The sequence below is a fragment of the Nannocystis bainbridge genome (assembly GCF_028368995.1).
GTDB classification, from domain to species: Bacteria; Myxococcota_A; Polyangia; order Nannocystales; family Nannocystaceae; genus Nannocystis; species Nannocystis bainbridge.
Genome location: NZ_JAQNDL010000001.1, coordinates 3,853,396 through 3,879,872 on the forward strand (window position 1 = coordinate 3,853,396; position 26,477 = coordinate 3,879,872).

Consider the following 26,477-nt stretch of genomic DNA (forward strand, 5'->3'; position numbering starts at 1 on the left):
CATGCGGGCCGACGATCCGCCGGGAGACTTCGCGCGGGTCCGCGAGCTGCTTCAGGGCGCGCCCTTCACCTCGCGGCCGCGATCCGTCGTCACGACGATGCTGCGCGTCCTGTTCACCGGCGACACCGACACCGAGATCAGCGCGCGCGGGTTCACCGTCAGGTTCATCGGCGGCCGCACCCTGTCGTACGTCACCGAGCCGGCAGCGGCCACGCTGCACGTGCTGCTGAGCCGCGCGAACATCTGTCCTCGAGGACAGCCGCTCGCGTTCCGCCTCGCCGAGGAGGACGGCCACGCGCTGGTGGGCTTCGCCGACGCCGCGCGCTGGGTGTGGATCTTCCCTGGCGACGATCTGGTGCTGGTGTCGTTGCGCCGGCCGACATGCCCCGGACCGCCGCCCGCCGATCTCCCGCCGCTGCCGCTGCCGACGCCGGTCAAGAAGCTCTACGCCCACCTGGCGCTGCCGCTGCCGTGCCCGTGTTGCGGTCGCTCTGCGACCGTCTATCGCGCGGCCCCGGATGCGTGGATCTGCGGCGACCCGCGTTGCGGGCGATCGTTCAGCCCGCCGCAGCGGACCCGCGCGCTCGCGGAGCTGCGCGAGGACGCTGGCGTCGTCGTGCGCGAGTCGAGCGCCCGCCCGAAGATCTACCGCTGACGAAAAAGGCGGGTCGCGACGAAGTTCGAAGTGACATTTTACCACGCGCTCTACCAGGCTGAGCCACCGCCCCGAAGGGCGGGCTGGATTCGAACCAGCGACCTCGTGGTCCCTTGTAGTCACTTCGGCATTCGCGACCCTGAAGAAGGCAGCTGCGACGAGAAATCGGCGAGACGTGCGTCGTGAAAGGATGTAGTCCCGCCAAGCATTCGCAGCCAAAGATAGGTGGACCTCGACGAAAGGTACGGAGACATTCGTGCTCTACCGGGCTGAGCTACCGCCCCGTGGAGATGGAGCGGGTCGGATTCGAACCGACGACCTCGACATTAAAAATGTAGTCCCCGCGGGCATTCGAGGCCCAAAACGGTATGTGTGCACAGAGAAGGTGGACCCCGACGAGGGTCGAAGAGACGTTTACGCGCTCTGCCGCTGAGCTACCGCCCCGTACGAGTGGAGCGGGCTGGATTCGAACCAGCGACCTCGATCCCTGGAAGATGTAGTCTCTCCGGGCATTCGGAGTCCAAAAGCCGGGTGTGAAGAAAAGGTGGGCCTCGACGAGGGATCGAAGAGACGAACTGCGGTCCGCTCTACCGCTGAGCTACCGCTCCATGGGTTCGGAGCGGGCCGGATTCGAACCGACGACCGTACCGTTAAAATGTAGTCCCCTCGGCATTCGGGGCCCGAAATCGTCGGGCGTAAAAAGGTGGGCTTCGACCAGGTGTTGAAGAGACATACGGGCGTTCTACCCCTGAACCACCGACCCTCGCGGGCCGGGCCGGACTCGAACCGGCGTCCCCCTTTGGAATGTAGTCCCTTCGGCATTCGAAGCCCGAAGAAGGCGGCTGCGACGAGGGTGGGCGAGACATCGTCAAACCAAGATGTAGTCCCGCCCTGCATTCGCAGCCAAGGTTTCAGGCGTTCACAGCGTGACCGCCTCGATCGCGCGGACCCAGTGCTCGCCCGCGAGGCCGCCGCGCGCGAACGCGGCGATGAGTGAGAAGACGTCGTCCGAGAAGCCGCCGACGTTGAGGATGTCCTTTCGGTCAGGCGCCTGCGTGGTCGCCCCCGGCTGGATGTCGATGCAGACCAGCTTCGCCGCGGGGTTGCGGCCCTTGTAGGCCCGCCACTCCTCCATCACCTGGGTCCCGCGCCGGTACGTGTTGCGGGTGTCGATCCACGACTCGTTGTCCGACACGAAGATCACCAGGTCGCCCTTGGCCTTGCGGCGGTTCAGCTCCTGCAGGGGCGCCGCGCAGTTGGTCCCGCCGGACGGGAGCTTCGCCAGGCGCTGCGCGTTGGTGAGGACGCTGTCGTGGCCGTCGATCTTGCACGGCACGACCTTGTCGTGGAACGGGATCACCTCGGTGTCACGGTTCTTGCGGAGGAACGCCGCCGCGACCAGGGCCGCCGCGTCGATGCACCGCACCGCCGAGGTCGCCCCCTTGCGGAACCCCGTGGCCGGGGAGTGCATCGATCCCGAGACGTCGAGCAGGACATAGATCTGGCCCTCGACCTCGGGCACGTTGGTGAGCGCCGCCTCCATGGCGTCGTGGAGCGCGTCCCGGATCTTCTTCGGGATGGCGTCGTCGGCCTGCTTGTAGGCCATGAGCAGCTGGTACGGGAACACCCGCGCCTTCCGCACCTCGTCGGGCGACGCCAGCTTCTTGGCGAGCGCCTTGGTGAGCGTCGCGTCGTCGAAGACGCCGTGACGCAGGAAGGTGTTGAGGTTCATGCGCAGCATCTGCCAGCCGGCCCGGGCGGCGATGGCCCGCCACGCGCTCTCGCGCAGCGGCGTCCCGGTGAGCAGCTGGAACGGCACGTCCGGGACCTCGTCGGTGCGGCCGGCCTTGAAGTCCTCGAAGGCGCGCACGCACGCGGGCAGGGCCGCGGCGTCGTGCGGGCGGCCGAGCAGGTAGCCGTAGAGGGCCCGGCGGCCGTCGTTGGCCGGCTTGGGGTGGACCATCCGGACCACGTCCGTCAGCGACGGGTCGTTGCCGACCGAGTCACCGAGCACCTGCGCGTCGCTGCGGCGGTCGAGCCACCGCTGCACCAGCCGCTTGGGCCGCGTCCCGAACGAACGCCGACCCGTCGCCCCCGACCGCACGATCTGCACGAAGTTGCGCAGCATCTTGCCGTTGTCGCACACCCGCCCGAACACCTTGTCGAGCATCAACCCGTTGCGGCTCGCCAGCTCCGCCAGGAGCAGCGCCGGCATGTCCTTCATGTGGCTGTGCTGCCGGGTGTACACGGCCGTCTTGGCGACGAACTCGGCGTCGACCTTGGCGACCAGCGCCTGCACCGCCTCGAGCTGCTTCTGACCGGACGCGTAGTAGGTGTTGTTGAGGCAACCGGTCGCGGCGTACTGAGCCAGCGCGTGCTTGTCGCTCAGGGCGTACGCCCGACCCCCTGCCTCGTTCACCGCGTCAGCGACGGGAGCGGCCTTGCGGGTGGTGAAGATCGAGAGGTTGACCATGACGGGCTCCTTGTCAGACCCCTTGAGCAGGCATCGGACCGTGACCATGATGGCTTGCTGGATCTGCGTCATTCCGCGGAGTTGAATGGCTTTGCCCGGGGAAGAATGCAGCTTTGTTCTTATCCTTTGCTATCTACCGGTAGACGACCGTCGCGCGCGCGGATGAACACATGTCTCTTGGGTCACCTCGCATCGCACGCACGTCGACGCCTGCAGACCGCGGAGCACATGTCCTCCGAGACAGCCGGTCGCGCGTTGGGTTCTCGGATGTCCCTCGGGACAGGCCTGCGTCGCGCTACGCCTGACCTTCGAGACAGCTCGCGGAGCGTCAGCGCTTCGGCGCGTCGGGCTTGCCGTCGAGGTCGGGGCGGCCGTCGAACAGGTCACGGCCCACGGCGACCGCCCGGTGGATCATCGCGTTGAGCGAGCTCGAGCGGGCCAGGTCGGGGTGGCGGGCGCACACGTGGTCCACCACCTGCTCCACCTTCACCGCGCCGTCCTGCTTCAGCTCCTGCAGGATCGCCAGCAACATCCGCTCGCTGCGTTCGCGCTCGTCCTGCTCGCGGCGGCGCACCACGATCGCACGGGCCAGCAGCAGCCCGAGGATCACGACGATGAGCGCGAGGATCCACGCGATCGTCTCGCCGACCTTCGCGCCCTTGCTGAGCGTGCCGTCGATGCGGCCCCAGAAGCGCTCGCGGAATTTTTCGTATTGCGGGTCGGTCTCGACGCGGTCGAGGGCATCGACCGCGCCGAGCAGCGCCTCGCGGCTGACCTCGCGCGACACCTTGCCGGCCGCCGGCGCGAGCTCGGTGTTCAGCGCGTCGCGCAGCGCCGGCGCCAGGTCCTTCTCGATCGTGTGGCGCAGCGCCGGCCCGACGTTGTCCTCGACCACCCGCTGGATCGCCGGCCCGACGTTGCGCTCGAGCACCGTCTGCGTCGCCGGCCCCAGCTCGTCGCGCAGGCCCTCGCTCAGGGTCGTCAGCGTCCTGCGCGTCAGCGCCTCGGCCAGGTTCGCCGCGCCGCGCCGCGTCGCCGGTGACAGCGCCGCCTGGATCGCCTGCTCGACCGCGCGGCGGCTGGTCTCGACCACCGCGGGGCTCACGTCCTCGCGCAGCCCCTGGCCGACCGCCTTTGACAGGGCGCCGACGAAGTCCTCGCTGAACTGGCGGACCTTGGCCAGGCGCTGCGGTTCGGTCAGCCCGTCGAACGCCCCGGCCGCCACCTGCTCGGCCAGGTCGCGCGCCGCTTGCTGGACCTCGGGCAGGTCGAGCAGCCCCTCGATGCGCCGCTGCACCTTCGGGTCCTCGAGCGTCGTCAGCGTCTCGTCGATGCCGGCCGGCACCGCGCGGCGGATCATCCGCTCGGTGGCTGTCCCGCAGGACATGTCCCCAAGGACAAGTCCGAGCAGCAGCGCGGAGGCGCGCGGCCCGGCCGACCTGCGGCCACCTGCGCGCGCTCGCGGGACCATCACGAAAGGATAGGAGAGCTGCGCCCTGGCCGCCAGTTCATCGCCGGCTCGCCGCGCCGATGAACCGCCGTCGTCACCGCGGCGGCTGCTTCGGGTTCGTCAGCGGTTCGGCGCCGCGCCGCTGACGACCCGGTCGATCCCGGCCAGGTCGCGGCGGATCTCGACCGCCTCGTAGCCGCGCGCCAGCAGCAGCTCGCGGGTCGCCTCGGCCTGGCCGAGCCCGATCTCGAGGAACAGCCGGCCTTCGGGCACCAGCACCTCCGGCGCCGCGCACTGGTCGATGAGGCGTCGCACCAGATCGAGGCCGTCGCTACCGCCGTCGAGGGCGAGGCGGGGCTCGTAGTCGCGGACCTCGGGCTGGAGCTCGGCGATCTCGGGCGAGGCGATGTAGGGGAGGTTGGCGGCGATCGCCGCGAAGCCGCCGGCGGGGATCGTCGGTCCGCGCAGGAGATCGCCGCGCACGAACTCGACCTGCAGGCCGAGGCTGCCCGCGTTTTCGCGCGCCACCGCGAGCGCGTCGGGCGACACGTCGACCGCCGTGACCGCGACATCGCGGCGCGCGTGCTTGACCGCCAGCGCGATCGCCCCCGAGCCCGTGCCGACGTCGAGCACGTGCAGCGGGTACGGCGGCGGCGACGGCGGCAGCCGCTCGAGCAACCAGTCGACCAGCAGCTCCGTCTCCGGCCGCGGGATCAACACGCGCCGGTCGACCGCGAGCTCGAGCCCCAGCCCGTGGAAGCCGCGCTTGCCGGCGATGTACGCCACCGGCTCGCGCGCCAGGCGGCGGCGGATCAGCTCGCGCAGCGCGCCCCGCTGGGTGTCGTCGACCAGCGCGTCGTAGCGGAGGAAGATCTGCATGCGCGTGCACCCGAGCGCCTGCGCCACCAGGTGCTGCCCGTCGGCGCGGGCCTCGGCGAAGCCGGCGCGCTCGAACCGCTCGACGGTCCACTGCAGCACCTCCTGGACGGTCCAGAGCTGCTGGCGCGCGGGGCGGGGCGGGGACGCGGACGACATCGGCGAGGGCGCGGAGTGTAGCCCGGACCGCGCGGTCTCAGGGCGCGGCGGTGTGGCCGCCAGCGGGGATCTCGAGCTGTCGGCGGAGCTCGGCGATGGGGATCTTCAGCACCGCCTCGACGTCGCGGCCGTCGACGTAGAGGCTGCGCTGGCCCTTCGCAGCGCGAAACGCCCGCAGCGTCCGCAGCGGCGCGACGAACAGCCCGCCGACCACCGCGGTGAGGTTGATCATCCACAAGAAGGGCGTGTTGCAGCCGGCGCGCAGCTCCCAGGCCCCGATCTCCGACTCGCCGGCGAGGTCCGTCCCGTAGCCCGTCAGCACGTGGTGGAGGTCGTGCAGCGCCACCACACGCCGGCGCGCCGGCGGGTTCGGCACCTGCACGGCGCGGCCGAAGATGTAGAACGCGAACTTCGGCGCCGAGTACTCGGCCATCGAGAACCCGTTCTGCGCCAGGTAGCGGTCGCGGCCCTCGCCGAGCGGCAGGTCGGAGGGCACGTGGGTCACGCGCTGCAGCGGCATGGTCTCCTCGGGTCGCGCGGCCCGCGGCGGCTCGCCAGTCGTCGCCGCGAGCGCGCGAGCGCGCCAATCACATGTCTCTCGGGACAGCCACGGGCGAAACGGCTCAGGACGACGCCTTGATCGGCTCCTCGAGCGGCGCCTCGATCTGCGCGACCATGCGCCGCAGCAGCCCCTCGACCATCAGCGCGCGCTCGCCCGAGTCGTAGACCCCGTCGTGGTAGCGGGCCTGGATGTCCTCGTACTTCTCGCGGGTGTCGTTGATCAGCTGCTTGTAGGGCTTGCGGCGGGCCAGGACCTCTTTTTGGTTCTGCCAGAAGAACGAGACCATGGCCGCCACCGTGAAACCGGTCAGCGCGACGCCGATCGGGCCGCTGACGATGTACGCCAGGCCGTAGCGGAGGGCGACGACGCCGCCGACCCCGACGGCGAGCTCGCGGATCCCGCTCTTGCGCATCTTGCCCCAGGCCATCGGCAGCAGCTCGCCGGAGGCCAGCACCAGGGCCACGAATTCCGGCCGCTTGGCCCCGCGCTCGTAGGTGTCCTTGATCACCTGCTGCATGAAGGCGTCGAAGGACTCGTACACCTCGCTCGGGTAGGCCGTGTGACTGCTGCTGCTGGCTGCCATGCGCGCCAGCATAGCAGAGCCCCCGGATTCCTTTGACAGGGCCGCGCGTGGCTCGCACAATTCCGGCCCGCATGCCGCGCTCATGGTCGTCCCGTCCGCGCGCCGCGTGGCCCGTGCGCTTGCTCGCGGTCCTCGCCGCCGCCTCCGCCGCGTGTCGCACGGCGCCGCCGTCCGCAGCCCCGCCGGCGAGCTCTGACCTGTCCGAACGCACAGCTCCGCCGCCGCTCGAGCTGGGCGGGCCCCAGGACCTCGAAGAGGGCGAGGAGCCGGTCGCCAAGCAGCCGCCGAAGCGACCCGAGCCGGTCGTCGTCAGCGATCTGCCGGGCGCCTTCGCGGCGCTCGAGCAGGGCAATCCCGAGGGCGCCGCGGCGTTCCTCGCCGGCGCCCTGCGCCAAAAGCCAGGTGACGAGAAGGTCCGCCTCGCGCTCGCCCACGCCCACCTGGCCACCGGCGCCAACGACCTCGCCGCCGCCGCGCTCGACCCCAAGCTCGGTCAACCGAGCGCCGCGCGGCTGCGCCTGCTCGCGCGCCTGCTCGCGGCCCGCGGCGATCGGGCCGGCGCGATCGCCTTGCTGCAGAAGGCCACCGCCGAGCCCGCCGAGCTGCCCGCGCGCGGTGAGCTGCTCAGCCTGCTGGTCGCGGCCGGGCAGGACAAAGATCCCAGGGCCGTCGCCCTGCGCGAGCAGCTCTATGACGCCTACGACGCCGGCAAGGCCAAGACCGTCGAGGAGCTCACGGCGGTGGCCCGGGCGGCGCTGGCCCGCGGCTCGACGGGCGCGTTCCACGACGCCAACATGGTGCTCGGCGAGGCGGAGAAGCTGCCCCTCGAGACAGGTGCGCCCGAGCCCGGCTACGTGCTGCGCGACCGGGCGCTGCTGCTGCGCGGGGCGATGTTCCGCGAGAAGTACGCGGCGACCGAGGCGATCGAGACCTACGAGCAGATCTTGCGGCGCGACGCGTGGCACGCGGAGGCGCTCGCGGGCGTGGCCGTGGCCCACCTCGAGGAGCTGCGCCTGGCCGCCGCGAGCGACGCGGCCCAGCGGGCGCTGCAGGTCAACCCGCGCCAGACCGAGGCGCTCGGGGTGCTGGCCAAGGTGGCGCTGGTCGAGGGTCGCCGCGACGAGGCGACCGCGCGCGCGCAGGGCGACATGCTGGCGGCCAGCCCCGGTCACCCCGACGCGCTGGCGGTGCTCGCCGGCGCGGCGCTGGCCCGCGACGACCAGGCCGCCTACGCCCGCCTGCGCGACCAGGCCGCGGCTGGCAACCCGCTGCCGTTTTACCTCGCGCTGGCCGACCTGCTCGTCTCGATGCACATGTACGAACAGACAGGTACGGTCCTCGACGAGGCGGCGGGGCGCGCCCCCGACAACGCCTACGTGCAGTCGGCCAAGGGCCTCAACCTGCTGCGCCTCGGCAAGGAGACCGAGGGCCGGGCCGCGCTCAAGGCCGCGTGGAAGCGCGACCGCTTCAACGAGCGCACCCGCAACACCCTCGACCTCTACGACCAGCGCATCGACCCGCTCTACACCGACGTCAGCGACGGCGACCTCAGCCTGCGCCTCCTCAAGGAGGACCAGGAGTATGTCTCCGGGGACATGTTGGCGATCATCGCCCGCGCCCGCCAGAGCCTCGACAAGCGCTACGCCCTGCGCCCGACCCCGCTGCGCATCGAAGTGTTCGCCGACCCCAGCGACTTCTCGGTCCGCACGATCGGCGTGCCCAGCCTCGGCGCCGTCGGCGTCTGCTTCGGCCGCCTCATCACCGCCGTCGGCCCGTATGCCGGCACCCACAACTTCCATCAGGTCGTGTGGCACGAGCTCGCCCACGTCTACGCCGTCCAGCTCAGCAAGGGCCGCGTGCCACGGTGGTTCACCGAGGGCCTGTCCGAGTGGGAGTCCGAGCTCGCCGACCCGTCGTGGGCCCGCGAGAGCGCCGAGCTGCTGGCCGCCGCGCGCCGCAAGGGCACCCTGCGCCGCCTGTCCGAGCTCGAGCTGGCGTTCCTGCGGGCCGGCAGCGCCCAGGCCATGGAGGTCGCCTACACCACCGCCGCCTACGCCATCCGCTACCTCGGCCAGACCTACGGCCTGCCGCGCCTGATCGCCATGCTCAAGGGCTACGGCGAGGGCGGCACCACCGAGGCGCTGATGGAGCGCCACCTCGGCAAGCCGCTCGCGGTGGTCGAGAAGGATTTCGAGACCTGGCTGTTCGGCCAGCTCGACGCCAAGGTCAAGGGCTGGGAGCCGGCCAAGAGCCGCGGCGACAAGCCCGACGAGCGCGACAAGCTGCTGTCGACCGCGCTCGGCCACGCGCAAAAGAAAGACATGACCTCGGCCGCGCGGGCGCTGCAGCAGCTGATCCAGGGCCGCGGCGACGGCTACATCCCGCGCATGACCCTGGCCGAGGTGCTGATGCAGGGCCCGAGCTGGAAGCAGGCCGCCGATCACTATGAAAAGGCCCGCGGCTTCCGCCCCGAGGCGGTCGAGCCGATCATCCGCCTGGGCGAGCTGGCCCGCCGCGACGGCGACGTGGCCCGCGAAAAGGCGCTGCTGCGCGAGGGCCTGGCGATCGACGGCATGAGCTACGACCCGGCCGCGCGCCTGGTGATGCTGGCGGCCGTCACCGCCGACGCCCCGAACCGCGACTACGCGCTCGACCGCGCCGCCGCGATCGCCCCGCTCCACCCGCTCACGCTCGGCGGCCAGGCTCTGCGCGCCGCCGCGGCCGGCGACAAGCCGCGCGCCCGCAGCCTCAGCGACCGCGCGCTCAAGCACATGAACGACGGCCCGCTCGCCAAGGGCCCCGTCGACACCCTGGTGGTCCTGGCCCTCGCCGCCGAGGCCGCCGGCGACGACACCCGCGCGAAGATCCTCGCCGCCCGCGCCGGCGCCGAGCCGAAGCTGCCCGCGCCGGCGAAGCAGGCGATGGAGCGGGTCCGCACCGCGAAGTAGCGGCTGTCTTAAAAGACATGCCCGCGAGGGCATGTCCCCTCGGCCATGCTTTTTCAGACAGGTCCGTTCGGGCATTTCTGATCGGACATGTTCCTTTCGCCAGACGTGCGCTCGAGCGCAGACGAACGCCTTCGGGCCGGTCGCGCCGGCGGCCGCGTCACGGCGACGGCCCTGCGCGTCCGCGACGCGGCCCTCGCCCATGAACGGCCTGTCATGGTCCCCCCGCCTCGCCCCTGCGCGTCTGCGCCGCGGCCTTCGTCACGCGTCGCGCTCCGCCTCTCGCCACTTCCGCGGCGCGACTGTCCGCGGACAGCCCCCGCCGGCCCGCGGCGCCCGTCCCGCTGCGCGTGCGCGGCTGGTCAGGCGTCCGCGCGCGTGAGGTCGCGTGCATCGGCCAGCCCGCGGCGCGCAGCGACCTCTCGTCGCGCGCCGGCCCGTCAGGGTTGCGCTGCCGGGCCGGCCTGGTAGCGTGGGCCCCGCCATGGCCGCGCTGTTCCCGTTCACGACCGACGAGGCGAAAGCAGTTCTCCAGGCCCTGAAGACCGTGGCGATGGCCGACGGCACCTTTGCGGTCAAGGAGCGGTCGCTGCTGGCGGCCTCGGCCGAGCTGCTCGGCGTCGACGCCGATCCCGACGCCGTCACCACGCTCTCGCCCGACGAGCTCGCCGCCGCGCTGAACGATCCGGAGCGGCGCCTCATGGCCCTCAAGGCCTGCCTCGTGATGGGCATCGTCGACGGCCAGGTCTCGCCGGAGGAGTGGCGCGTGCTGTCGGCCTTCCGCTCGGCCCTCGGGGTCGAGGAGGGCGCCATGCAGGTGTTCCACGACCTCGTGCAGCAGCACCGGCAGCGGACTCAGTACGAGCTGCAGCGCCGCCTCGGCTCGCCGCAGGTCGGCACCCTGTACGCCGCCCAGGGCTGGCAGGGCGTCCTCAGCTTCTTCACCGAGGACCTGCTCGCCCTGCCGAAGATCCGCGAGAACAGCGAGCTCGCGTGGCGCTATCGCCGGGTCGGTCTGCTGCCCGAGGGCACGCTCGGGCGCGAGCTGTGGCGGTACTACCGCGAGCGACAGTTCGCGTTCGCCGGCGAGCTGGGTGGCGTGCCCGAGGCGCTCGTGCACCACGACATCACCCACATCCTGGCCGGCTACGAGGCCGACCTCCAGGGCGAGCTCGAGACCCTGGCCTTCATCGCCGGCCTGCGCCGCGAGGACCCGTCGAGCGCGCTGTTCCTGGTCCTGCTTCAGCACGCCGTCGGCGCGCGCGTCGGCGACCCCGTCGGCCTCACTTTCGAGCCGGCGCGGATCCTCGCCGCGCGCGATCGCGGGCGCGCGACCACCGAGGACTTCACGCGCCGCCACGACTTCTGGGACGTGATGGACCGACCGCTCGCCGAGCTCTTGCAGCGCTTCGGAGTCCCGCCGCGGTGAGCGGCGCGCCGCAGGTGTTCGACCTGTCCGAGGTCGACGCCGACGCGCCCGAGGTCGTGCTCGCGTGGGTCGAGCGCCTGCGCGCCGCCGCGGCCCACGGCCCGGTGATCGTCCGCGAGTGCCCGCAGATGCTCGCCCACACGCTTTATAAATGTGCCCTGCTCGGCGACGCGATCGTGCTCGAGTCGGTGCGCGCCGAAGAAGCCTACGGCTGAGCGACTCTAGCGTCGCGACGCGGACGGCTACGGTTCAGCGACGGCCGCGCCGGCGGCAGGCCTCGGCGCGCCGGCTCGCACGACCCCGTCGATCGGCCGCGAGTTTCAGCCCTCGCGCTCGCCCGCCCGCTTCGCGCCCGCGAGCGCGGCCGACTCGCCATGCTACGCTGCCCTTCGATGTCCTCCGCAGCGCGCGCCTTCGCCAGAGCCCACGACCACGTCCAGGTCACGCGGCGGGCCCGCGGCGCCCTGTTCGCCAGCGCCGCGATCACCCTCCTGCTCTACCTGGTCCCGTTCGGCGGCCTGCTCATCTATCCGCTGCTGCTGCTGTCGACCCTGGCCCACGAGCTCGGCCACGGCCTGGCCGCGCTCGCCACCGGCGGCACGTTCCATGCCTTCTACTTGTGGCCGGACGGTTCGGGCATGGCTGTTCATTCCGGTCCCGAAGGACATGTCCTTCAGGCCATCGTCGCCGCCGGCGGGCTGATCGGTCCGGCGATCGTCGCGGGCCTGTGCTTCGCCCTCGCGCGCCGGCCCGCCGTCGCCCGCGTGGTGCTCGGCCTGCTCGGGCTCGGCTTCCTGGCCGCCGTCGCGCTCGTCGTCGAGAACCCGTTCGGCTTCTGGTACATCAGCGGCGTCGGCCTGCTGCTGCTGGCCCTCGCCGCCCGCGCCAGCGCCACCACGGCCCAGACCGCGCTGGTCTTCGTCGCGGTGCAGCTGGCCCTCAGCGTGTTCTCCCGCGCCGATTACCTGTTCACCGCCAGCGCCCAGACCTCGGCGGGCGTGATGCCGTCCGACTCGGCCCACATCGCCGCCGCGCTCGGCGGCTCCTACCTGCTGTGGGGCGCCGTCTGCGGGCTGTTCTCGGTCCTGGTCCTGGTCCTCGGCCTGTGGCTGTTCACCCGCGGCGAGAGCCGCGTCAGCCTGGCCAACCTCCGCCGGTGATCCGTGACCCCCGAGCTGCGCGCGCTGGCCTCCCGCGCCCTGGCGATCGAGCATGTCCCTGAGGACATGCTCTTATGGACATGTCTTAAAATTCATGTGATGTGCGCGGCGGTCTGGCGCGTCGACTCCCCCGCGGGCGCGATCGTCCTCAAGCAGCACCGCCACCCGCGCCCGTTCGCGCAGGAGCTGCAGGCCTATCGCGACTGGCTGCCGGGCCTGCTCGACGCGCGGGACGCTCCTCACCTCCGCGGTCCGTCGGACTCGCAGCAGCCTCACCACCGCGGTCCGTCGGACTCGCAGCAGCCTCACCTCCGCGGTCCGTCGGACTCGCAGCAGCCTCACCTCCGCGGTCCGTCGGACTCGCAGCACCCTCACCTCCGCGGTCCGTCGGGCCCGCAGGAGCCTCACCTCCGCAGTTCATCGGACTCGCACAGTCCCCTCCTCGGCCTGCCGGAGCCGCTTCCTCCCGCGCCCGCGCGTGAACCTGGCGTGCATGACCTGCTCGCCGTTCGTGTCCCCGCGCTGCTCGCCAGCGATCGCCGCAGCCTGGGCCTCGCGCTGTCCGCCGCGCCCGGCGAGCGCCTGTATCTCGGGACACATGATTCTCCCTCGACCCTCGCCGCCCACGCGGCCGCGGGCCGGTTCCTCCGCGCCCTTCACCAGCTCCCCGCCGTCGACGACGATCCCATCCCGCTCGTCGCCGCCGTCGCCGCGCGCCTCGACGCCTGGCACGCCCGCGCCCGCGACATCCTGAGCCCGGCCGAGCGCGACGCGCTGCAGCGGCTCGCCGCCCGCCGAGACGCCTTTGCCGGCGTGCGCCGCGTGCCCTGTCATCGCGACTTCACCCCCGACAACTGGTTGCTCGCCGGCGATGCCCTGCACGTCCTCGACTTCGAGCACGCCCGCCTCGACGCCGCCGAGGCCGACCTCGTCAAGCTCTGCGCCGACACCTGGGCCGAGAACCCTGCGCTCGCCGAGGCCTTCCTCGCCGGTCACGGATCGCTGGACACCGACGCCGCCGCCCGCCTCGACGTCCTGCTCGCCCTGCACGCGGTGGCCACCCTGGCCTGGGCCGAACGCCACGCCGACCCGGACTTCCACGCGCTCGGCCGCCGCGCCCTGGCCGTCGCGCTCGACCGTGTCACTTGAGACATGTCCCTCGAGACACCTTATGGCGATCTTTGGACATGCCCGTACGGACATGCCCCGGAAGACATCCCCGAACAAAAATCGACCCCTCAGTTCAGCGCTGCCAGCTTCTCCGGGTTGACCATGATGTGCAGCGCGTGGATCTGGTCGTCGTCGGCCTCGATCGACACAGCAGCCACCGCCACGCCGCCGTCCCACAGCACCGCGGCCGGCCAGCCGTTGATCTCGATCAGCGAGATCGTGCCGTGAGCGCCGCCCTTCTTGGCGATCCCGACCATCATGCGGCCCACGCGTTCGGGCCCGAACACCGGGTTGCGAGCGGCTCGCGCTCGCCCGCCGCCGTCCGACCACGCGACCACGTCGTCGGCCAGCAGCCGCTGCAGCCCGTCGAGGTCGCCCTGGGCGACCGCCCCGAGGAAGGCGCCGAGCAGCTGCTCGTGCTGCTCGCGCGAGCGGGCGAACCGCGGCCGCTTCGAGCGCACGTGCTCGCGCGCGCGGTGGGCCAGCTGGCGGCACGCAGCCTCCTCGCGGCCGACGATCGCCGCGACCTCGGCGAAGTCGTAATCAAACACCTCGCGCAGCACGAACACCGCCCGCTCGAGCGGGCTCAGGGCCTCGAGCAGGACTAAAAAAGCGAGCGAGATCGACTCGAGATCCGGCGTCCGCTCGAGCTGCTCGGTCGGCAGCGGCTCGGGCAGCCAGGTGCCGACGTAGGCCTCGCGCCGCGACCGCGCCGACTTCAGTTGATCGAGGCACAGGCGCGAGACGACGGTGGTCAGCCACCCGCCCGGCGCCTCGATCGCCGCGTGCTCGGCCGCCTGCCAGCGCACGTGCGCCTCCTGCAGCACGTCCTCGGCCTCGGCCGCGCTGCCGAGCATGCGGTACGCCAGCCCGAACAGCCGCGAGCGGTGAGCCCCGAACAGGGTCGCCGCCTCGTCCGGGCTCATCGCACCGCCTCCACCGCCACCAGCGGCCGCACGGCCCCGTGCTGCCAGCGGTACGCCATCAGTCGCCGCTGCTCGGCCCGCAGCGCGAACACGGTGTAGCGACACACCCGCTCCTTGATCCACGCCGCCACGCGCCCCTTCAAGATGCGCTCGCGGGGCTGCCCGGCCGCGTCCACGAACTGCACGATGCCATCCCGGCGGCCCAGGCTCACGCAGTAGCCCGGGTCGCCGAAGCTGAAGGCATCCATCTGACCTCCGGTCATCTCGGCCACTGCCGTGTCGGCCGCGTGCGCCGCCATCGGCATCGCAGTCTTGCAGCCGGCCGCCAGCCAGCCGCCCGGCGTGGCGAAGGCCGCGGCGTCACCGGCGACCAGCAGGTCCGGCCGCGCGTAAAGGTGGCTGTCGACGATCACCCGCCCGTCGGCCGCCATCGGCAAGCCGAGCCCGGCAAGCAGCGGCATCGCCCGGAACCCGGCCGCCCAGGCGCACAGGTCAAAGGCGATCGGCCCGGCCGCGGTGTCGAGGTGGTCGGCCGCCACGGCCGTCACCCGCACGCCCTCCCGCACCGTCACGCCGAGCCGCCGCAGGGCCGCCCGCGCGTGTTCGCGCGCCTTGTGGCTCAGCGCCGGCACGATCTCGCTCGCCGACACCAGCTCGACCCGCAGCCCGGGCACGGCCTCCGCCAGCTCCGTGGCGATCTCGACGCCGGTGAGGCCACCGCCGCATACGGCGAGCCGGCCGCCGCACTCGGCAATGCGCCGCGCCTCGCCGAACAGCCGGGCCATGCGGTCGCCGTCGATGGCAAAGGCGTGCTCGCGCGCCCCGGGCACGAGGTCGAGGTCGACCGAGCCGCCCGTGCACACGATGGCGCGGTCGAATTGGATGACGCCAGCGTCGGTGACGAGGCGGCCCGGGGCGACTTCGAGCGCGCGGGCGTGGACGAAGCGGACCGCGGTGCCGGCGAGCAGCGCGGCGATGGGGTGGGCGACGCTGCGGCCGCTGGCCGCCTGCTCGTGGAGGCGGACGCGCTCGACGAGTTGGTCGCTGGCGCCGACGAGGGTGACGGTGAGACGGCCGCGGGCGATCCGGGCGGCGCGAAGGGCCGCGAGCAGGCCGGCGTAGCCGGTACCGATGACGACGAGATGGGGGGACATGCGAGTTCTCCTGGTTCGCCAGGAGGACGAGGCAGCCCCTCCGCGGCGTGACACGATTTTTTTCGCGCCCTGCTTTCTGTCTGCGGCCCACGGCAGCGCCCCCTCCTCCTCCTCGTGCGATGGTGCCGTCGTGTCCGCGATCCTCCGCCTCGGCGACCCGCGGTTGCGTGCCGTCGCTCGCCCCGTCGACCTCGCCGACCCTGAATTCCCGGCCGCCGTCGCGCGGGCTGCACCACGCGCTCGCCGAGTTCCGGGCCGAGCACGGCTTCGGCCGCGCGATCGCGGCGCCACAGCTCGGCATCGGCCTGCGGCTCGTCGCCATGAACCTCGGCGACGGCCCACGCACCCTCGTCGACCCCGAGATCGTGTGGCACAGCGATGAGACCTTCACGCTGTGGGACGACTGCATGTGCTTCCCCGAGCTGCTCGTGCGGGTCAGGCGGTGGACCTCGATCTCCGTGCGCCACCGCGACGAGCACGGCCGGCTCCACCTGCGCGAGCGCCTGCCCGCCGCCGAGTCCGAGCTCTTACAGCACGAGCTCGACCACCTCGACGGGGTGCTCGCCGTCGACCGCGCCGAGGGCCCCGGCGCGATCGTCAAACGCGACGATCATGATCGCGAGCAGCTCGCGGCCATGATCGATCGCCGCGAAGATCAGTAGAGGATGCAGAAGCCGAAGCTGGTCGTGCCCTGGGCCGCGACCTCGGCGTTGTAGGGCTCGCCGGTCCACAGCAGGTGCGACGCGTCCTGCGTGTACTTGGCGTTCCACGCGTTCTGGATCGTGCCCTGCATCGCGATCACCACCTGCCACACGATCGGCGCGCCGGTCGTGTTGCTGACGGTGACCGAGTTGCACTCGCCCTGCTCCCACTTCGAGTCCTGGGTGATCTGCACGTCGATGCCCGGCGTCGTCATCGGCCCCGACATCGGCCCGCCGGTGGTGCCGTCGCCCGTCGTGGTCTCGTCCTCGCCGGTCGTCGCCGGGCCGCCGGTGGTCGGGTCGCCGCCCGTCGTCGGGTCGGGGTCGCTGCTCGGCGCCCCGCCGCGCTCGCGGAAGAACCGCGTGCCGACCAGCGCCAGCACCAGGCTGTCGAGCCGCCCCTCGGCCTCGGAGAAGGCCGCCCGCAACTCGTCCTGCACGCACTGCAGCTCGCTGCCCGCCGCCGAGCCGACAGCGTAACGGGCCCACTGCAGGGTGAAGCAGGCCTCGACGTCGGGGCTGCCCGCCAGCAGCTGCGCCAGCTCGTCGGCGCCGTCGAACGGCCCGTCCGAATTGTCGGTCAGCAGCACCTCGCCGCTGGCGTCGATCGGGTGGATCCCGTCCATCGTCCGCGTGCGACCGACCGCGTCATAGTGCTCGAAGCCGAAGCCGATCGGATCGATGCGCGCGTGGCAACCAGCGCAGGTCGGGTCGCTCGAGTGCTGGGTGTAGCGCTCGCGCGTGCTCAGGCCCGGGTCGACCGGCGGCGGCGAGGTGTCGAGCGCCGGCGGCGGCGGCGGCATGTCCTGGCACAGCAGCCGCTCGCGCACCAGCTTGCCGCGGTGGATCGGCGACGACGAGGTCGGCAGCGCGTGCGTCGTCATCACCGCGCCGTGCGTCAGCAGGCCCGCCGCCGCGCCGGTCTCGGCCTTCTTGAAGCCGCCCGGATCGGGCTCGCCCGCGCCGGCCGGGACGCCGTAGTAACCGGCGAGGTCGTCGGTCATGTACGAGTAATCGGCCGTCAGCAGCTCGGCCAGCGAACCACCGCCGCGGTACACGTCGCCGACGAACCGGTGCGTCTCGCCGAGCATGGCGTCGCGGATCTGCGGCGTCAGCTCGGGGTACAGCGCCGCGTCGCGCGGGACCGTGCGCAGGCGATCGATGTGCAGCCACTCGTCGACGAAGCGGTGCAGCGTGGCGTCGGCGTCGGCGTCGGCGAGCAGGCGGGCGGCCTGCTTCTTGAGCTCCGGCGGATCTTTCAAGGTCCCGTCGTCGGCGGCGGCCATGAGCTGGGCGTCAGGCGGGCCGCCGACGATCAGGTACGACAGCTCGCTGGCCAGCTCGTGCGGCGTGAGCTGATAGATGCCGTCGCCCGCGTGCTCGCCGAGCTCGGTGCGGTAGAGGAACCCGGGCGACTGCAACATCGCGGCGATGGTCCAGCGGATCCCGCCGGCGAATTTCTCGATCGCGGCGGCCTCCTTCCACAGCGTCTCGTAGCGGGCCTGCTCGTCGGCGGTGAGCGGCCGGCGGAACACCTGCTTGCCGAAGCGGGCGATGAACGCGTGGGCGCACGCCTGCTCGCCGTCGGCCTCCGGATCGCAGCCGAGCCGCGCCGGCAGGTCGGCGACGATGAGGTCGGCGATCTTCTCGGCCGCGTCGCGGTACTGGTCGGCCAGCAGCCCCGAGACCACCAGCGCCCCGGCGTTGTTGGTGTAGCCGTGGACCACCGTGTCGGCCGCGAAGCCGAGCCCGAGGTCGGTCGGGGCGCCGAGCACCGCCGCGAGGCTGCGGTTGTACTCGACGTGGCTGAGCCGGCGCACCCGCCGGACCCCCGCGCCGCCCTCGTCGCAGCCGGCCGCGCCCTCGCCGTCGGGCGCCGTGCACGAGAACGTGCCCTGGCTGCGCGCGACGAACTCCGCCAGCGCGTCGTAGGCCTCGGTGTCGGGCGTGACGACCATCCCGCCCTTGTGCATGTCGGGGTGCTGGTTGGTCGGCTTGAGCAGCAGCAGCGACACGCCGCCGTCCTCGTCGAGCGCGACCTCCTTGACCGCCGCGAGGTTGGCCTCGAGCCAGCCCTCCGCGCCCTCGGCCAGCAGGACCATCCGCGTGTCCTTGGCCAGGCCGTCGGGGTTGTGACAGGTGATGCAGGTCTTGCTAAGGATCGGCGTCCACACGCTGGTCTCGAAGAACTGCGCGTCGCTCGGGCAGTCGCCGCCGCCGTCGGTCGGGTCGCCGTTGCCGGTGGCCATCGTGTCGGTGCCGCCCGTGGCGGCGTCGGTGTCGGAGTCGGTGCTCGCCCCGCCGCCGCCGCTCGGGCAGGCCGCGAGCGCGAGGAGGAGCGCGAGGTTGCTGGCGTAGATCGTTCGCATGGTCATCGTCCTCCTCACACCAGGCTCGGGAGCGGGCCGTTGCCGACCATGGAGTTGCCGAAGGTCTCGTTGCTCAGGCCCATCGCCTGACACAGCGAGACCATCAGCTTGCCGTGCGACTCGCCGGCGAACTTGAGGTAACGACCGGTCTGCCAGCGCCCGCCCGCGCCGCCGGCAATCACGAACGGCACGCCGGAGCAGGTGTGCAGCCGCGAGTCGCCCATCTCCTTGGCCCACACCACCACCGAGTTGTCGAGCATCGAGCCCTGCATGTCGGCCTCGGGCGTCATCGCCAGCTTCTGCACGAGGTACTTGAACTGCTCGGCCATCCACCGCTCGCACTCGACGAACTGGGCCACGCCGGCCACGTTCGAGTCGTCGATGTGCGACAGCGAGTGGTGACCCTCGGACACGCCGAGCCACGAGCACACCGTCGGGCTGACCGTGTGCGACAGCTGCAGCGAGGCCACGCGCGTCATGTCGCACGCCAGCGCCGCCACCATCATGTCGATCTGCGCCGCGGTGATGTTCGGGAAGTTGGCGTTGTCCTGCGTGCCCCCGCCCATCGGCGCGTCGGGCAAGCCGCAGCCGACCGCGCCCATCAAGCCCTTCTCGACCTTGGCCAGCGCGTCGAGGTGAGCGTCGAGCTTGGGCCGCTCCTCGCTGCCGAGCCGCCCGCGCAGGCTGGTAGCCTCGTCGACCAGCAGGTCGACCACCCGCTGCCGCCGGGCTCGCAGCGCCGCCGCGGCCTCGTCCCCGCCCATGAAGTCGCCGAACAGCCGGCCGTACACGTGCATCGGGTCGTCGTCGGGCGTGACCCACGCGCCCGGACCCGAGTACGACATGCGCGTCTGCACGCCGCCGCCCCACGCCGACGTCTGGACCCCGAACTCGAGCGAGGAGAAGCGCGTGTCCTGACCGATCTGCGCCGCCACGTATTGATCGATCGACATCCCGCCCGACTCGTCGGAGGCGGTGCCGCTGGCGGTCAACATCGCCGCCATGCCGCCCTCATGGTTGTCGGCGCCGAAGAAATCGAGGCCCTCGACCACGATCAGCTGATCTTGGATCTCCGTCAGCGGCTCGAGGATCGAGCCCGGCGGAAAGCTGAAGTTCGTCTCGGTCCCGCTCGGCTTCCACTGCTGCGGGATGGTGCCGTTGGGGCTGAAGAACACGATCAGCCGCTTGGCGGTCGGTCCGCCGTCAGCCCGACTGCTCGGCGCCGACAGCAGGTTCAAAAACGGGGCGGCGACCAGACCGATCCCGAGGCCGTGCAAGACGCTTCGACGACGTATCGACATAGACTCGCACCTGAATAGCGAGGAGCGGCAGCTCTGTCGATACGCGTCGATTCGGGACATGGCGGGTCGTGTAAGCGAGCCCAGGCGCAGGCCCGCGCCGCTGCTCGCAGTTCACGCGCCCCGAGCCGCGCTCGCAGACTCCGCACAATGACAGCAGCGGGCGAGCGCATCGATCTGTCTCTCGGGACAGCACGCCTCCGCGCCGCAGCCATGATTCGCGACGCGCCGCGGGGGGCCTGTCCCCCGGGACATGTCAGCTCCACGGCCGAGCCCGCCGGACCGTCGGCCGGACACGGCGCGAGGTCACCGGACCGCCGCTGCGTGCAATCGGCTCCTGGGGATCCGCCCGAGCTTCGCGCGTACCATATGTCCCAAGAGACATATGAATTGCGGTCGCTGACCTCGCATGGCCGCGAGGACAGGTCGAGTCCGCCGGAGACGATGTCCCCGAGTCACTCCGGACGCTCGCGCTCACCCGCGCGGGCGCACGTGCATGAGGATGCTGCCGCGCGGGCCGACGGGGATGTTGAAGCGGTGGCGGGCGTCGCTGTTCTCGGCGACCGGCGCGAACTCGTAGCGCAGCGCCAGGCGCGACAGCACGATCTTCGCCTCGAGCAGCGAGAAGTGCTGGCCGACGCAGCTGCGCGGGCCGGTGATGAAGGGCAGCCAGCGGTGGCCGACCGGCTCGTCGCCGAGGAAGCGGTCGGGGCGGAACGCCTCGGGCTCGGGCCAGTGGCGCGGGTCCTTGTGCAGCGCCTGCATGTGCACCATCACCTTGGTGCCGCGCGGGATGACGAGCTCGCCGAAGCGGTCGTCGACGATCGCCTCGCGCACGACGATCGGCACGATGTTGTAGAGCCGCAGCGCCTCCTTGAGGCACGCGCCGGCGAAATCGAGGCGCTTGAGCTGCTCGTAGTCGGGCACGCCGTCGCCCTTGAACACCAGGGCCGCGTCGGCGCGCAGCCGCTCGAGCTCGGCCGGCTGCTGCGTCAACGCGTGCAGCGTCCACGTCAGCATCGCGCTCGAGGTGTCGTGGCCGGCGAACAGCATGGTCTTGAGCTCGTCGCTGACGAGCCGCTCGCTGTCCTCGGACCAGGTGCCGTCGTCGAGGCTGGCGAGCAGCATGTCGAGCATGTCGCTCGGGCGCGCCTTGGGGTCGGCGCGCCGCTTCTGCATGCGCGCGCGGATCTTCTCGAGCAAAAAGGCGTCGAGCTGGGCCAGCGAGCGGTCGTAGCGGAACTTCGCGGGCGTCGGTAAATAGCCGCGGAAGGGCAGCCAGACCCGCTTGTTGGCCTCTTCGACGAGGGGCTCGTAGAGCCGCGGCAGCACGTCGTCGCTCTGGTGCGGCGGCATCTGCAGCGTCGCCTCGGCGATCACCTGCAGGGTCACCCGCCGCATCTGCGCGCCGATGTCGACCGGGAGGCCGCTGCGCGCGTGGGCGTCGAGCACCGCCCCCATGCGGTCGACCGCGCGGATCGACGCCTCGGCGACGTTGCGCAGCGCGTCGATGCGGAACGCCCGGGCCAGCACCGCCCGCTGGCGCTTCCACAGCTCGCCGTCGCTGGTCAAAAGGCCATGTCCGAGGATGTCGAGGAAGGCGCCCATGGCGCGCAGATCCTTGACGTAGTGATCGGCGGCGCCGACGATCACGTGGCGGATGAACTCGGGGTCCGAGGTGACGAGGTAGCTGGCGCCGGGGATCCGCAGCCGCACGGTGGGCCCGCGCTCCCGCAGCCAGCGCTCCGTCACGTCCCACGGCGCGCCCGCCATGAGCGCGGCCATGTGACCGACGACGGGCAGCTTCTGCGGCGCATGCGGGACCTGATCGAGCATGCGGCGGAGCATCGACCCCAGGCCCGGGCCCGCGCAAGACCGGCCGGCCCCGAGTGTGCGGTGAGCCCGCTCAAGATCACGCGGATGCTCGCGAATTTGCCCGGGGTGCGCCTCCCTGTGCTAGAAACCCGGGCATGCGCGCCCTCGGCCTCGACGTCGGTAGCAAGACGATCGGCGTCGCCGTGTCCGACCCGAGCGGCACGATCGCCAGCCCGCGCGAGGTCCTCACGCGCCGGGGTCACGCGGAGGACGCAGCCGCCATCGCCGCGCTCGCCCGCGACCTCGAAGCCGCCGACGTCGTCGTCGGCCTCCCGCTCGAGCTCGACGGCTCGGTCGGCCACCGCGCCCGCCAGGTCCAGCGCTTCCTCGCCGTCCTCGAGCCCCTGCTCGCCGCGCTGCCCGGCTCGCCGCGCGCGTCCACCTGGGACGAGCGCTTCAGCACCGCCGGGGCCGAGCGCGCCCTGCTGCAGGCCGACGTGTCCCGCACCCGCCGCAAGCAGGTCATCGACGCCGCCGCGGCCCAGTTCATCCTCGAGGGCTGGCTCGAAGGCCAGCGCCGAAGGGACATGTCCGGAGGGACAGGTACATGACGCGGGCCGCCGGCAAGCGCCTGCCGTGGTGGCGCCCGCGACGGTCCCGCTGGGCGCAGTACGTCGCCCTCGCGGTGGTGGCGGTCACGCTGGTGGTCGGCGGCGTGTGGCTGTCGCGCACGTACCAGCGGGTGATCGACTATCCGGAGCGGCCGGGGGTCGGCAGCGCCGAGCCGATCGCCGTCGAGGTCGCCAAGGGCGCCAGCTTCCCGCAGGTGTTGACGCAGCTGCTCGAGGCCGGCGTGATCCCCGAGGACGAGGGCCTCTACTTCAAGCTGTTCGTGCTCCACCGCGGCGCCGCCGGCAAGATCACCGCCGGCGCGCACAGCTTCCGCGGCGACATGACGCCCGAGCAGGTGCTCGCCGAGCTGATCCGGGCCCAGCGCACCGAAGAGACGCGGGTGACGATCCCCGAGGGCCGCAACATCCTCGAGGTCGCCGACATCCTCGCGGTCGCCGGCTACGGCGACGCCTCGGTGATCCTGGCCGCGATGCGCGATCCTGCCCTGCTCAAGGAGTTCGGGATCGAGGGCGAGAGCGTCGAGGGTTACCTCTACCCCGACACTTACAAGTTCCCGACCGAGGCCACGCCCGAGCAGGTGGTCCGCCGCATGGTCGAGCAGCACCGCAAGGTCTACGACAACCTCAAGCGCAGCCATCGCGAGGCGCTCGAGGAGCTGCGCAAGACCCTCGGCTGGGGCGACCGCGAGATCATCATCATGGCGTCGCTGGTCGAGAAGGAGACCGCCGCCAAGCACGAGCGGCCGCTCATCGCCGGCGTGTTCCTCAACCGCCTGCGCTTCTCGTCGTTCCAGCCCAAGCGGCTCGAGACCGACCCGACGATCATCTACGGCTGCACGGCGGCGGTGAAGAAGTCGGCGGCCTGCGAGAAGTTCGAGGGCCGCATCCGCCGGATCCACCTGCGCGACCCCGACAACCCGTACAACACATACACGCACGAGGGCCTGCCGCCGGGCCCGATCACGAACGCCGGCAAGTCCGCGTTCGAGGCCGTGCTGGCGCCGAAGAAGTCGCGCTTCCTGTACTTCGTGTCGCGCAACGACAAGACCCACCAGTTCTCGAAGACGCTCGCCGAGCACGAGGCCGCGGTCGAGAAGTACATGCGCCAGGGCGCCGTGGGCGACGGCTCCGCCGCTGGCGCCGCCGACGCCGAGTGACGGCATGTCCCTCGGGGCATGTCGATCTCAACATGCCCGAAACGCCATGTCCGAAGAGACATGGCCGGTCGCGCATGTCCCTCGGGACACGTAGCGAGGACGCCGCGGGCTCAGGGCTTCGGCGCGCTCGCCAGGGCGAGCTGCAGCTCGACGAGGGCCCAGCGATCGCCGGTGCGGGCGAACGTCAGCCGGTGCGGTGGTTCACGCGTCGTCACGATCACCCGCCGCTCGCCGACCGGCTCGCGCGAGGCGATCACCAGCTCGCCGGCGAGGGCTGCCAGCAGCCCGGGCAGGCGGTTCTCGGTGAACAGCAGGTGATCGTCGAGCGCGCGCGTGAGGCTGGCCAGGGCCTCCGCGCGCAGCTCCGGGCTGGCGGCCTCGTCGCGGACCGTCGCCGCCAGGCGCTGCAATTCGGCGACGATCGCCTCCGGCTCGCCGTCGAGGCCGCGCATGCGCACGAACTCGTTGCCCGGGCGGGCGATCGCCGTGCGAATCGCGTCGAGCTGACCGCGGGCCTCGCGGGGCGCGTCGAGGGCGACCAGCTCGCGCGCCTCGCCGACCCGCTGAAGCCGCTCTTTCGGGTTGTTCTGGCTGAATTCCCACACTTCGAGCCGCGGCGCCGCGCCCGGACTCGCCACCGCCACGCCGATCTCCGCCCGGCCCTTGTGACCGTCGGCGAGCTCGAACACCGGGCGAACCGCGAGCCCCGCCGGAATCGCCTCGTGCAGCGCCGGCGCGTACAGCCACGGCTCGGGCGCGCGTGCGGGGGTCTGCGCGGGCGGCGGCGGCAGGTCGACCGCGGGCCCTTGCGGGCAGCCGGGCGCGAACGCGAGCGAAGCGGCGAGCAGAGCGGTGCGGAGGGGAGTCACCGGGCTTGCACAGGGTGGGACGGTGGAGGCGCCAAGGTCAAGCGTGATAGCCTCGGCTCGAGATGGACCTCGCGCGACGGAGCCTTGCGGTGGCGATGGCCGCCAGTGTGTGCCTCAGCACTTCGGGGATCGGTGAGGCAGCCGCGGCGGCCTCGCGGCCCGTGCTGGCGCTCGCGGCCCCTGGCGAGGGTGGCGAGCAGCAGGGGTCCAAGCTGGCGATCTTGCCGCTGGTGGTCGAGGGTTCGCTGAGCGAGGCCGACCAGAACTCGCTGACGCAATCGCTCATCAGCGGCCTGCAGCGCGGCAGCTTCACCGTCCTCGCGCCCGAGCAGGTCATCGCCGCCGACAGCGGCGCCGCCAGCTGCGACAACGCCGTCTGTTACAAGTCGATCGCCACCAAGACCAGCGCCGCCTACATCGTCCGCGCCGCCGTCACCGTGCGCGACCGCGACTACAACGTCCACGTCGACCTCTTCAACGGCGCCGACGGTCAGCGCATCGCCGCCACCCAGGATGGTTGCGAGATCTGCGGCGTCGTCGACGCCAGCGGTCTCATCGACTCCGCCGCCGCCACCCTGCGCCTCAAGCTCGACGCCCTCGCCAAGGGTCCGGCCTCCTTCAAGCTGCAGACCGACCCGCCCGGCGCGCTCGTCACCATCGACGGCGAGATCGCCGGCACCACCCCGCTGAACCGCCCCACGGTCCCCGGCAAGCACATCATCCGGATCAGCAAGGAGGGCTTCATCGCCCTCGAGCGCGAGGTGACCTTCGTCGAGGGCGTCGGCGAGGAGCTGCAGTACTCGCTGGAGAAGCTGCCGAGCCGTCTGCCCGGCAAGCGCTGGGGCTACGCCTCGATCGCCGTCGGCATCCTCGGGATCGGCGGCGGCATCGCCCTCACCGCCATCGACGGCCGCAACTACTCGCTCGACTGCGCCGGCGAGAACGTGATGAACCCCGGCATCACCGGCGAAAAGGAGTGCAAGTACCTCTTCAACACGAAGTGGTACGGCGTCGCCGCCACCCTCGCCGGCGCGGCCCTCCTCACCCTCGGCACCGTCATCCTCATCAACTCCCGCTCCAAGACCGACGCCGGTGACAAGCGCGCCGCTCGCCGCGGCACCCGGCAGCTCGGCATCGGCCCGGGCAGCCTGATCTTCCGCGGACAATTCTGATCGCTGCCTGCCTGAGCTTCGGGACATGTCCGATGCGGCATGTCCTGAGAGTCAGCTGAACGCTCGCCGACCCGGGCGGCTGCCCGCGGGACCACGAGGCTGAATCAGCCCGTCGCGGCCCGTTTGGGTCACGAGCGGCGAGTGCAGCGAGCCTTCGCTGTCCCAGGTCTCGTGCCGATTCACCGGCCCGCGCTCACGCGCCGGTCATCTGCGCCCACGCGTCCACCGCCAGCCACGTCGTGCTCGTCGCCGCGAACGGCATCACCCCCAGGCACGGCAGCCCGCTCGCCGCCGCGATCACGGCCGGGTTGTGGGTGCGCGCCGCGTCCGGGCTGCTGTGCGTGTCGACCAGGAAGAACCCACGCGGCGGCAGGCCCAGCGCCCGCAGGCCGAAGATCGTCAGCAGCGCGTGGTTGACCCCGCCGAGGCCGAGGCGGCCGACCACCACCGGCGCCGCGGCCAGCCCGGCGATCCACGCCGGCAGCCACGTCCCGCCGGGCATCGGCACCCACAGCCCGCCCGCGCCCTCGATCAGCGTCACCGCGGGCCGGTGCTTCGCCTCGAGCGCCTCCATGGTCCTTCGGACATGCCCGATCGGCCCTGTCTCTCGCAGCATGTCCTGGGAGACATCCAGCCGCGGACCCTGCGAGAACCTCTGCGCGTCCTCGACGATGCCGGGCGCCAGCGGCTCGGCGAAGCGCAGCGGGCAGATCTCGCTGGCGGTCACGCCGAGGTCGCTGGCGGCGGCGAGGCGCTCGGGGTCACCGCTCGGCCCCTCGGGTCCGCTCGCGGCCGGCTTGAACGGCAGCGCACGCAGGCCCGCCCCCGCGGCCGCTCGCAGGAGCGCGCACGCGAGGGTCGTCTTGCCGCAGTCGGTGTCGGTGCCGACCAGGAACACCCGCGGCGGGCCTGCCCACGCGGC

General features: G+C 71.9%; 22 protein-coding genes. 10 read left to right on the forward strand and 12 right to left on the reverse strand.

The genetic code is table 11. From position 1 onward, the window contains the following. Nucleotide 1: 1 nt before the first annotated feature. Nucleotides 2-655 carry a hypothetical protein gene (locus POL25_RS15025; RefSeq protein ID WP_272086696.1) on the forward strand — a complete coding sequence of 218 codons (654 nt, stop codon included), beginning with the start codon at nt 2-4 and terminating at the stop codon, nt 653-655. Between the two features lie 919 nt (nt 656-1,574). Here the strand turns inward: POL25_RS15025 and POL25_RS15030 are convergent. The 5 genes from POL25_RS15030 to POL25_RS15050 all read right to left on the reverse strand — a co-directional run bounded on the left by POL25_RS15030 (nt 1,575) and on the right by POL25_RS15050 (nt 6,758). Further along, a complete protein-coding gene (locus POL25_RS15030) occupies nt 1,575-3,128 on the reverse strand; it encodes a TROVE domain-containing protein (protein WP_272086697.1) in 1,554 nt (517 codons plus the stop codon). Between the two features lie 328 nt (nt 3,129-3,456). Then, nucleotides 3,457-4,515 (reverse strand): hypothetical protein, encoded by a 1,059-nt coding sequence (locus POL25_RS15035; RefSeq protein ID WP_272086698.1) that lies wholly within the window; start codon nt 4,513-4,515, stop codon nt 3,457-3,459. 183 nt (nt 4,516-4,698) lie between these two features. Continuing rightward, nucleotides 4,699-5,613, reverse strand: coding sequence for a peptide chain release factor N(5)-glutamine methyltransferase (prmC, locus tag POL25_RS15040; RefSeq protein WP_272086699.1), 915 nt, complete (start codon nt 5,611-5,613; stop codon nt 4,699-4,701). A 37-nt stretch (nt 5,614-5,650) separates the two neighbouring features. Beyond that, complete coding sequence (locus POL25_RS15045; RefSeq protein WP_272086700.1) at nt 5,651-6,133, reverse strand: hypothetical protein; 483 nt, start codon at nt 6,131-6,133, stop codon at nt 5,651-5,653. Nucleotides 6,134-6,236: 103 nt separating this feature from the next. Next, on the reverse strand, nt 6,237-6,758 hold the full coding sequence (locus POL25_RS15050; protein WP_272086701.1) for a hypothetical protein: 522 nt from the start codon (nt 6,756-6,758) through the stop codon (nt 6,237-6,239). Nucleotides 6,759-6,829: 71 nt separating this feature from the next. Here POL25_RS15050 and POL25_RS15055 point away from each other — a divergent pair, with 71 nt between their 5' ends. The 5 genes from POL25_RS15055 to POL25_RS15075 all read left to right on the forward strand — a co-directional run bounded on the left by POL25_RS15055 (nt 6,830) and on the right by POL25_RS15075 (nt 13,441). Then, on the forward strand, nt 6,830-9,706 hold the full coding sequence (locus POL25_RS15055; RefSeq protein ID WP_272086702.1) for a tetratricopeptide repeat protein: 2,877 nt from the start codon (nt 6,830-6,832) through the stop codon (nt 9,704-9,706). A gap of 481 nt (nt 9,707-10,187) precedes the next feature. After that, nucleotides 10,188-11,132, forward strand: a complete 945-nt coding sequence (locus POL25_RS15060; protein ID WP_272086704.1) for a hypothetical protein — start codon at nt 10,188-10,190, stop codon at nt 11,130-11,132. After that, on the forward strand, nt 11,129-11,347 hold the full coding sequence (locus POL25_RS15065) for a hypothetical protein (protein ID WP_272086705.1): 219 nt from the start codon (nt 11,129-11,131) through the stop codon (nt 11,345-11,347). The genes POL25_RS15060 and POL25_RS15065 overlap by 4 nt, the downstream gene beginning before the upstream one ends. A gap of 177 nt (nt 11,348-11,524) precedes the next feature. Continuing rightward, the gene (locus POL25_RS15070; RefSeq protein WP_272086706.1) at nt 11,525-12,292 is read left to right on the forward strand and encodes a M50 family metallopeptidase; all 768 of its coding nucleotides are present in this window, start codon (nt 11,525-11,527) and stop codon (nt 12,290-12,292) included. A 66-nt stretch (nt 12,293-12,358) separates the two neighbouring features. Next, nucleotides 12,359-13,441 carry a phosphotransferase enzyme family protein gene (locus POL25_RS15075; protein WP_272086707.1) on the forward strand — a complete coding sequence of 361 codons (1,083 nt, stop codon included), beginning with the start codon at nt 12,359-12,361 and terminating at the stop codon, nt 13,439-13,441. A gap of 89 nt (nt 13,442-13,530) precedes the next feature. Here POL25_RS15075 and POL25_RS15080 read toward each other — a convergent pair whose 3' ends face one another. Both POL25_RS15080 and POL25_RS15085 read right to left on the reverse strand, forming a co-directional pair. Beyond that, nucleotides 13,531-14,388: an RNA polymerase sigma-70 factor gene (locus POL25_RS15080; protein WP_272086708.1), complete on the reverse strand. Its 858-nt coding sequence runs from the start codon at nt 14,386-14,388 to the stop codon at nt 13,531-13,533. Further along, complete coding sequence (locus tag POL25_RS15085; RefSeq protein ID WP_272086709.1) at nt 14,385-15,542, reverse strand: NAD(P)/FAD-dependent oxidoreductase; 1,158 nt, start codon at nt 15,540-15,542, stop codon at nt 14,385-14,387. The genes POL25_RS15080 and POL25_RS15085 overlap by 4 nt, the downstream gene beginning before the upstream one ends. Nucleotides 15,543-15,709: 167 nt before the next feature. Between POL25_RS15085 and POL25_RS15090 the strand changes: the two genes are divergently transcribed. Further along, nucleotides 15,710-16,204, forward strand: a complete 495-nt coding sequence (locus POL25_RS15090; protein ID WP_272086710.1) for a peptide deformylase — start codon at nt 15,710-15,712, stop codon at nt 16,202-16,204. On the opposite strand, the gene POL25_RS15095 is transcribed toward POL25_RS15090, so the two are convergent. From POL25_RS15095 to POL25_RS15105, 3 genes are all read right to left on the reverse strand, one after another. Further along, on the reverse strand, nt 16,198-18,612 hold the full coding sequence (locus POL25_RS15095; RefSeq protein ID WP_272086711.1) for a DUF1592 domain-containing protein: 2,415 nt from the start codon (nt 18,610-18,612) through the stop codon (nt 16,198-16,200). The genes POL25_RS15090 and POL25_RS15095 overlap by 7 nt on opposite strands. Before the next feature lie 14 nt (nt 18,613-18,626). Beyond that, a complete protein-coding gene (locus POL25_RS15100; protein WP_272086712.1) occupies nt 18,627-19,889 on the reverse strand; it encodes a DUF1552 domain-containing protein in 1,263 nt (420 codons plus the stop codon). 495 nt (nt 19,890-20,384) lie between these two features. After that, nucleotides 20,385-21,746: a cytochrome P450 gene (locus tag POL25_RS15105; protein ID WP_272086713.1), complete on the reverse strand. Its 1,362-nt coding sequence runs from the start codon at nt 21,744-21,746 to the stop codon at nt 20,385-20,387. A 134-nt stretch (nt 21,747-21,880) separates the two neighbouring features. Between POL25_RS15105 and ruvX the strand changes: the two genes are divergently transcribed. Both ruvX and mltG read left to right on the forward strand, forming a co-directional pair. Beyond that, nucleotides 21,881-22,336 carry a Holliday junction resolvase RuvX gene (gene ruvX / locus POL25_RS15110; protein ID WP_272086714.1) on the forward strand — a complete coding sequence of 152 codons (456 nt, stop codon included), beginning with the start codon at nt 21,881-21,883 and terminating at the stop codon, nt 22,334-22,336. Beyond that, on the forward strand, nt 22,333-23,514 hold the full coding sequence (mltG, locus tag POL25_RS15115; protein ID WP_272086715.1) for an endolytic transglycosylase MltG: 1,182 nt from the start codon (nt 22,333-22,335) through the stop codon (nt 23,512-23,514). The genes ruvX and mltG overlap by 4 nt, the downstream gene beginning before the upstream one ends. Nucleotides 23,515-23,624: 110 nt before the next feature. On the opposite strand, the gene POL25_RS15120 is transcribed toward mltG, so the two are convergent. Next, entirely contained in the window at nt 23,625-24,383 is a 759-nt protein-coding gene (locus tag POL25_RS15120; RefSeq protein ID WP_272086716.1) for a hypothetical protein, read from the reverse strand. Nucleotides 24,384-24,478: 95 nt separating this feature from the next. Between POL25_RS15120 and POL25_RS15125 the strand changes: the two genes are divergently transcribed. Further along, nucleotides 24,479-25,555: a PEGA domain-containing protein gene (locus tag POL25_RS15125; protein WP_272086717.1), complete on the forward strand. Its 1,077-nt coding sequence runs from the start codon at nt 24,479-24,481 to the stop codon at nt 25,553-25,555. 193 nt (nt 25,556-25,748) lie between these two features. Here POL25_RS15125 and bioD read toward each other — a convergent pair whose 3' ends face one another. Then, complete coding sequence (gene bioD, locus POL25_RS15130) at nt 25,749-26,453, reverse strand: ATP-dependent dethiobiotin synthetase BioD (RefSeq protein WP_272086718.1); 705 nt, start codon at nt 26,451-26,453, stop codon at nt 25,749-25,751. Nucleotides 26,454-26,477 lie beyond the last annotated feature (24 nt).

Excerpts from the sequence above, each read along its gene's own strand:
- POL25_RS15035 (WP_272086698.1), bottom strand. The coding sequence starts at position 4,515 with ATGTCCTGCGGGACAGCCACCGAGCGGATGATCCGCCGCGCGGTGCCG.
- prmC (WP_272086699.1), bottom strand. The coding sequence starts at position 5,613 with ATGTCGTCCGCGTCCCCGCCCCGCCCCGCGCGCCAGCAGCTCTGGACC.
- POL25_RS15095 (WP_272086711.1), bottom strand. The coding sequence starts at position 18,612 with ATGCGAACGATCTACGCCAGCAACCTCGCGCTCCTCCTCGCGCTCGCG.
- POL25_RS15125 (WP_272086717.1), top strand. The coding sequence starts at position 24,479 with ATGGCCGCCAGTGTGTGCCTCAGCACTTCGGGGATCGGTGAGGCAGCC.
- POL25_RS15030 (WP_272086697.1), bottom strand. The coding sequence starts at position 3,128 with ATGGTCAACCTCTCGATCTTCACCACCCGCAAGGCCGCTCCCGTCGCT.
- POL25_RS15055 (WP_272086702.1), top strand. The coding sequence starts at position 6,830 with ATGCCGCGCTCATGGTCGTCCCGTCCGCGCGCCGCGTGGCCCGTGCGC.
- mltG (WP_272086715.1), top strand. The coding sequence starts at position 22,333 with ATGACGCGGGCCGCCGGCAAGCGCCTGCCGTGGTGGCGCCCGCGACGG.
- ruvX (WP_272086714.1), top strand. The coding sequence starts at position 21,881 with ATGCGCGCCCTCGGCCTCGACGTCGGTAGCAAGACGATCGGCGTCGCC.
- POL25_RS15105 (WP_272086713.1), bottom strand. The coding sequence starts at position 21,746 with ATGCTCGATCAGGTCCCGCATGCGCCGCAGAAGCTGCCCGTCGTCGGT.
- POL25_RS15025 (WP_272086696.1), top strand. The coding sequence starts at position 2 with ATGCGGGCCGACGATCCGCCGGGAGACTTCGCGCGGGTCCGCGAGCTG.
- POL25_RS15060 (WP_272086704.1), top strand. The coding sequence starts at position 10,188 with ATGGCCGCGCTGTTCCCGTTCACGACCGACGAGGCGAAAGCAGTTCTC.
- POL25_RS15075 (WP_272086707.1), top strand. The coding sequence starts at position 12,359 with ATGCTCTTATGGACATGTCTTAAAATTCATGTGATGTGCGCGGCGGTC.
- POL25_RS15080 (WP_272086708.1), bottom strand. The coding sequence starts at position 14,388 with ATGAGCCCGGACGAGGCGGCGACCCTGTTCGGGGCTCACCGCTCGCGG.
- POL25_RS15085 (WP_272086709.1), bottom strand. The coding sequence starts at position 15,542 with ATGTCCCCCCATCTCGTCGTCATCGGTACCGGCTACGCCGGCCTGCTC.
- POL25_RS15045 (WP_272086700.1), bottom strand. The coding sequence starts at position 6,133 with ATGCCGCTGCAGCGCGTGACCCACGTGCCCTCCGACCTGCCGCTCGGC.
- POL25_RS15070 (WP_272086706.1), top strand. The coding sequence starts at position 11,525 with ATGTCCTCCGCAGCGCGCGCCTTCGCCAGAGCCCACGACCACGTCCAG.
- POL25_RS15050 (WP_272086701.1), bottom strand. The coding sequence starts at position 6,758 with ATGGCAGCCAGCAGCAGCAGTCACACGGCCTACCCGAGCGAGGTGTAC.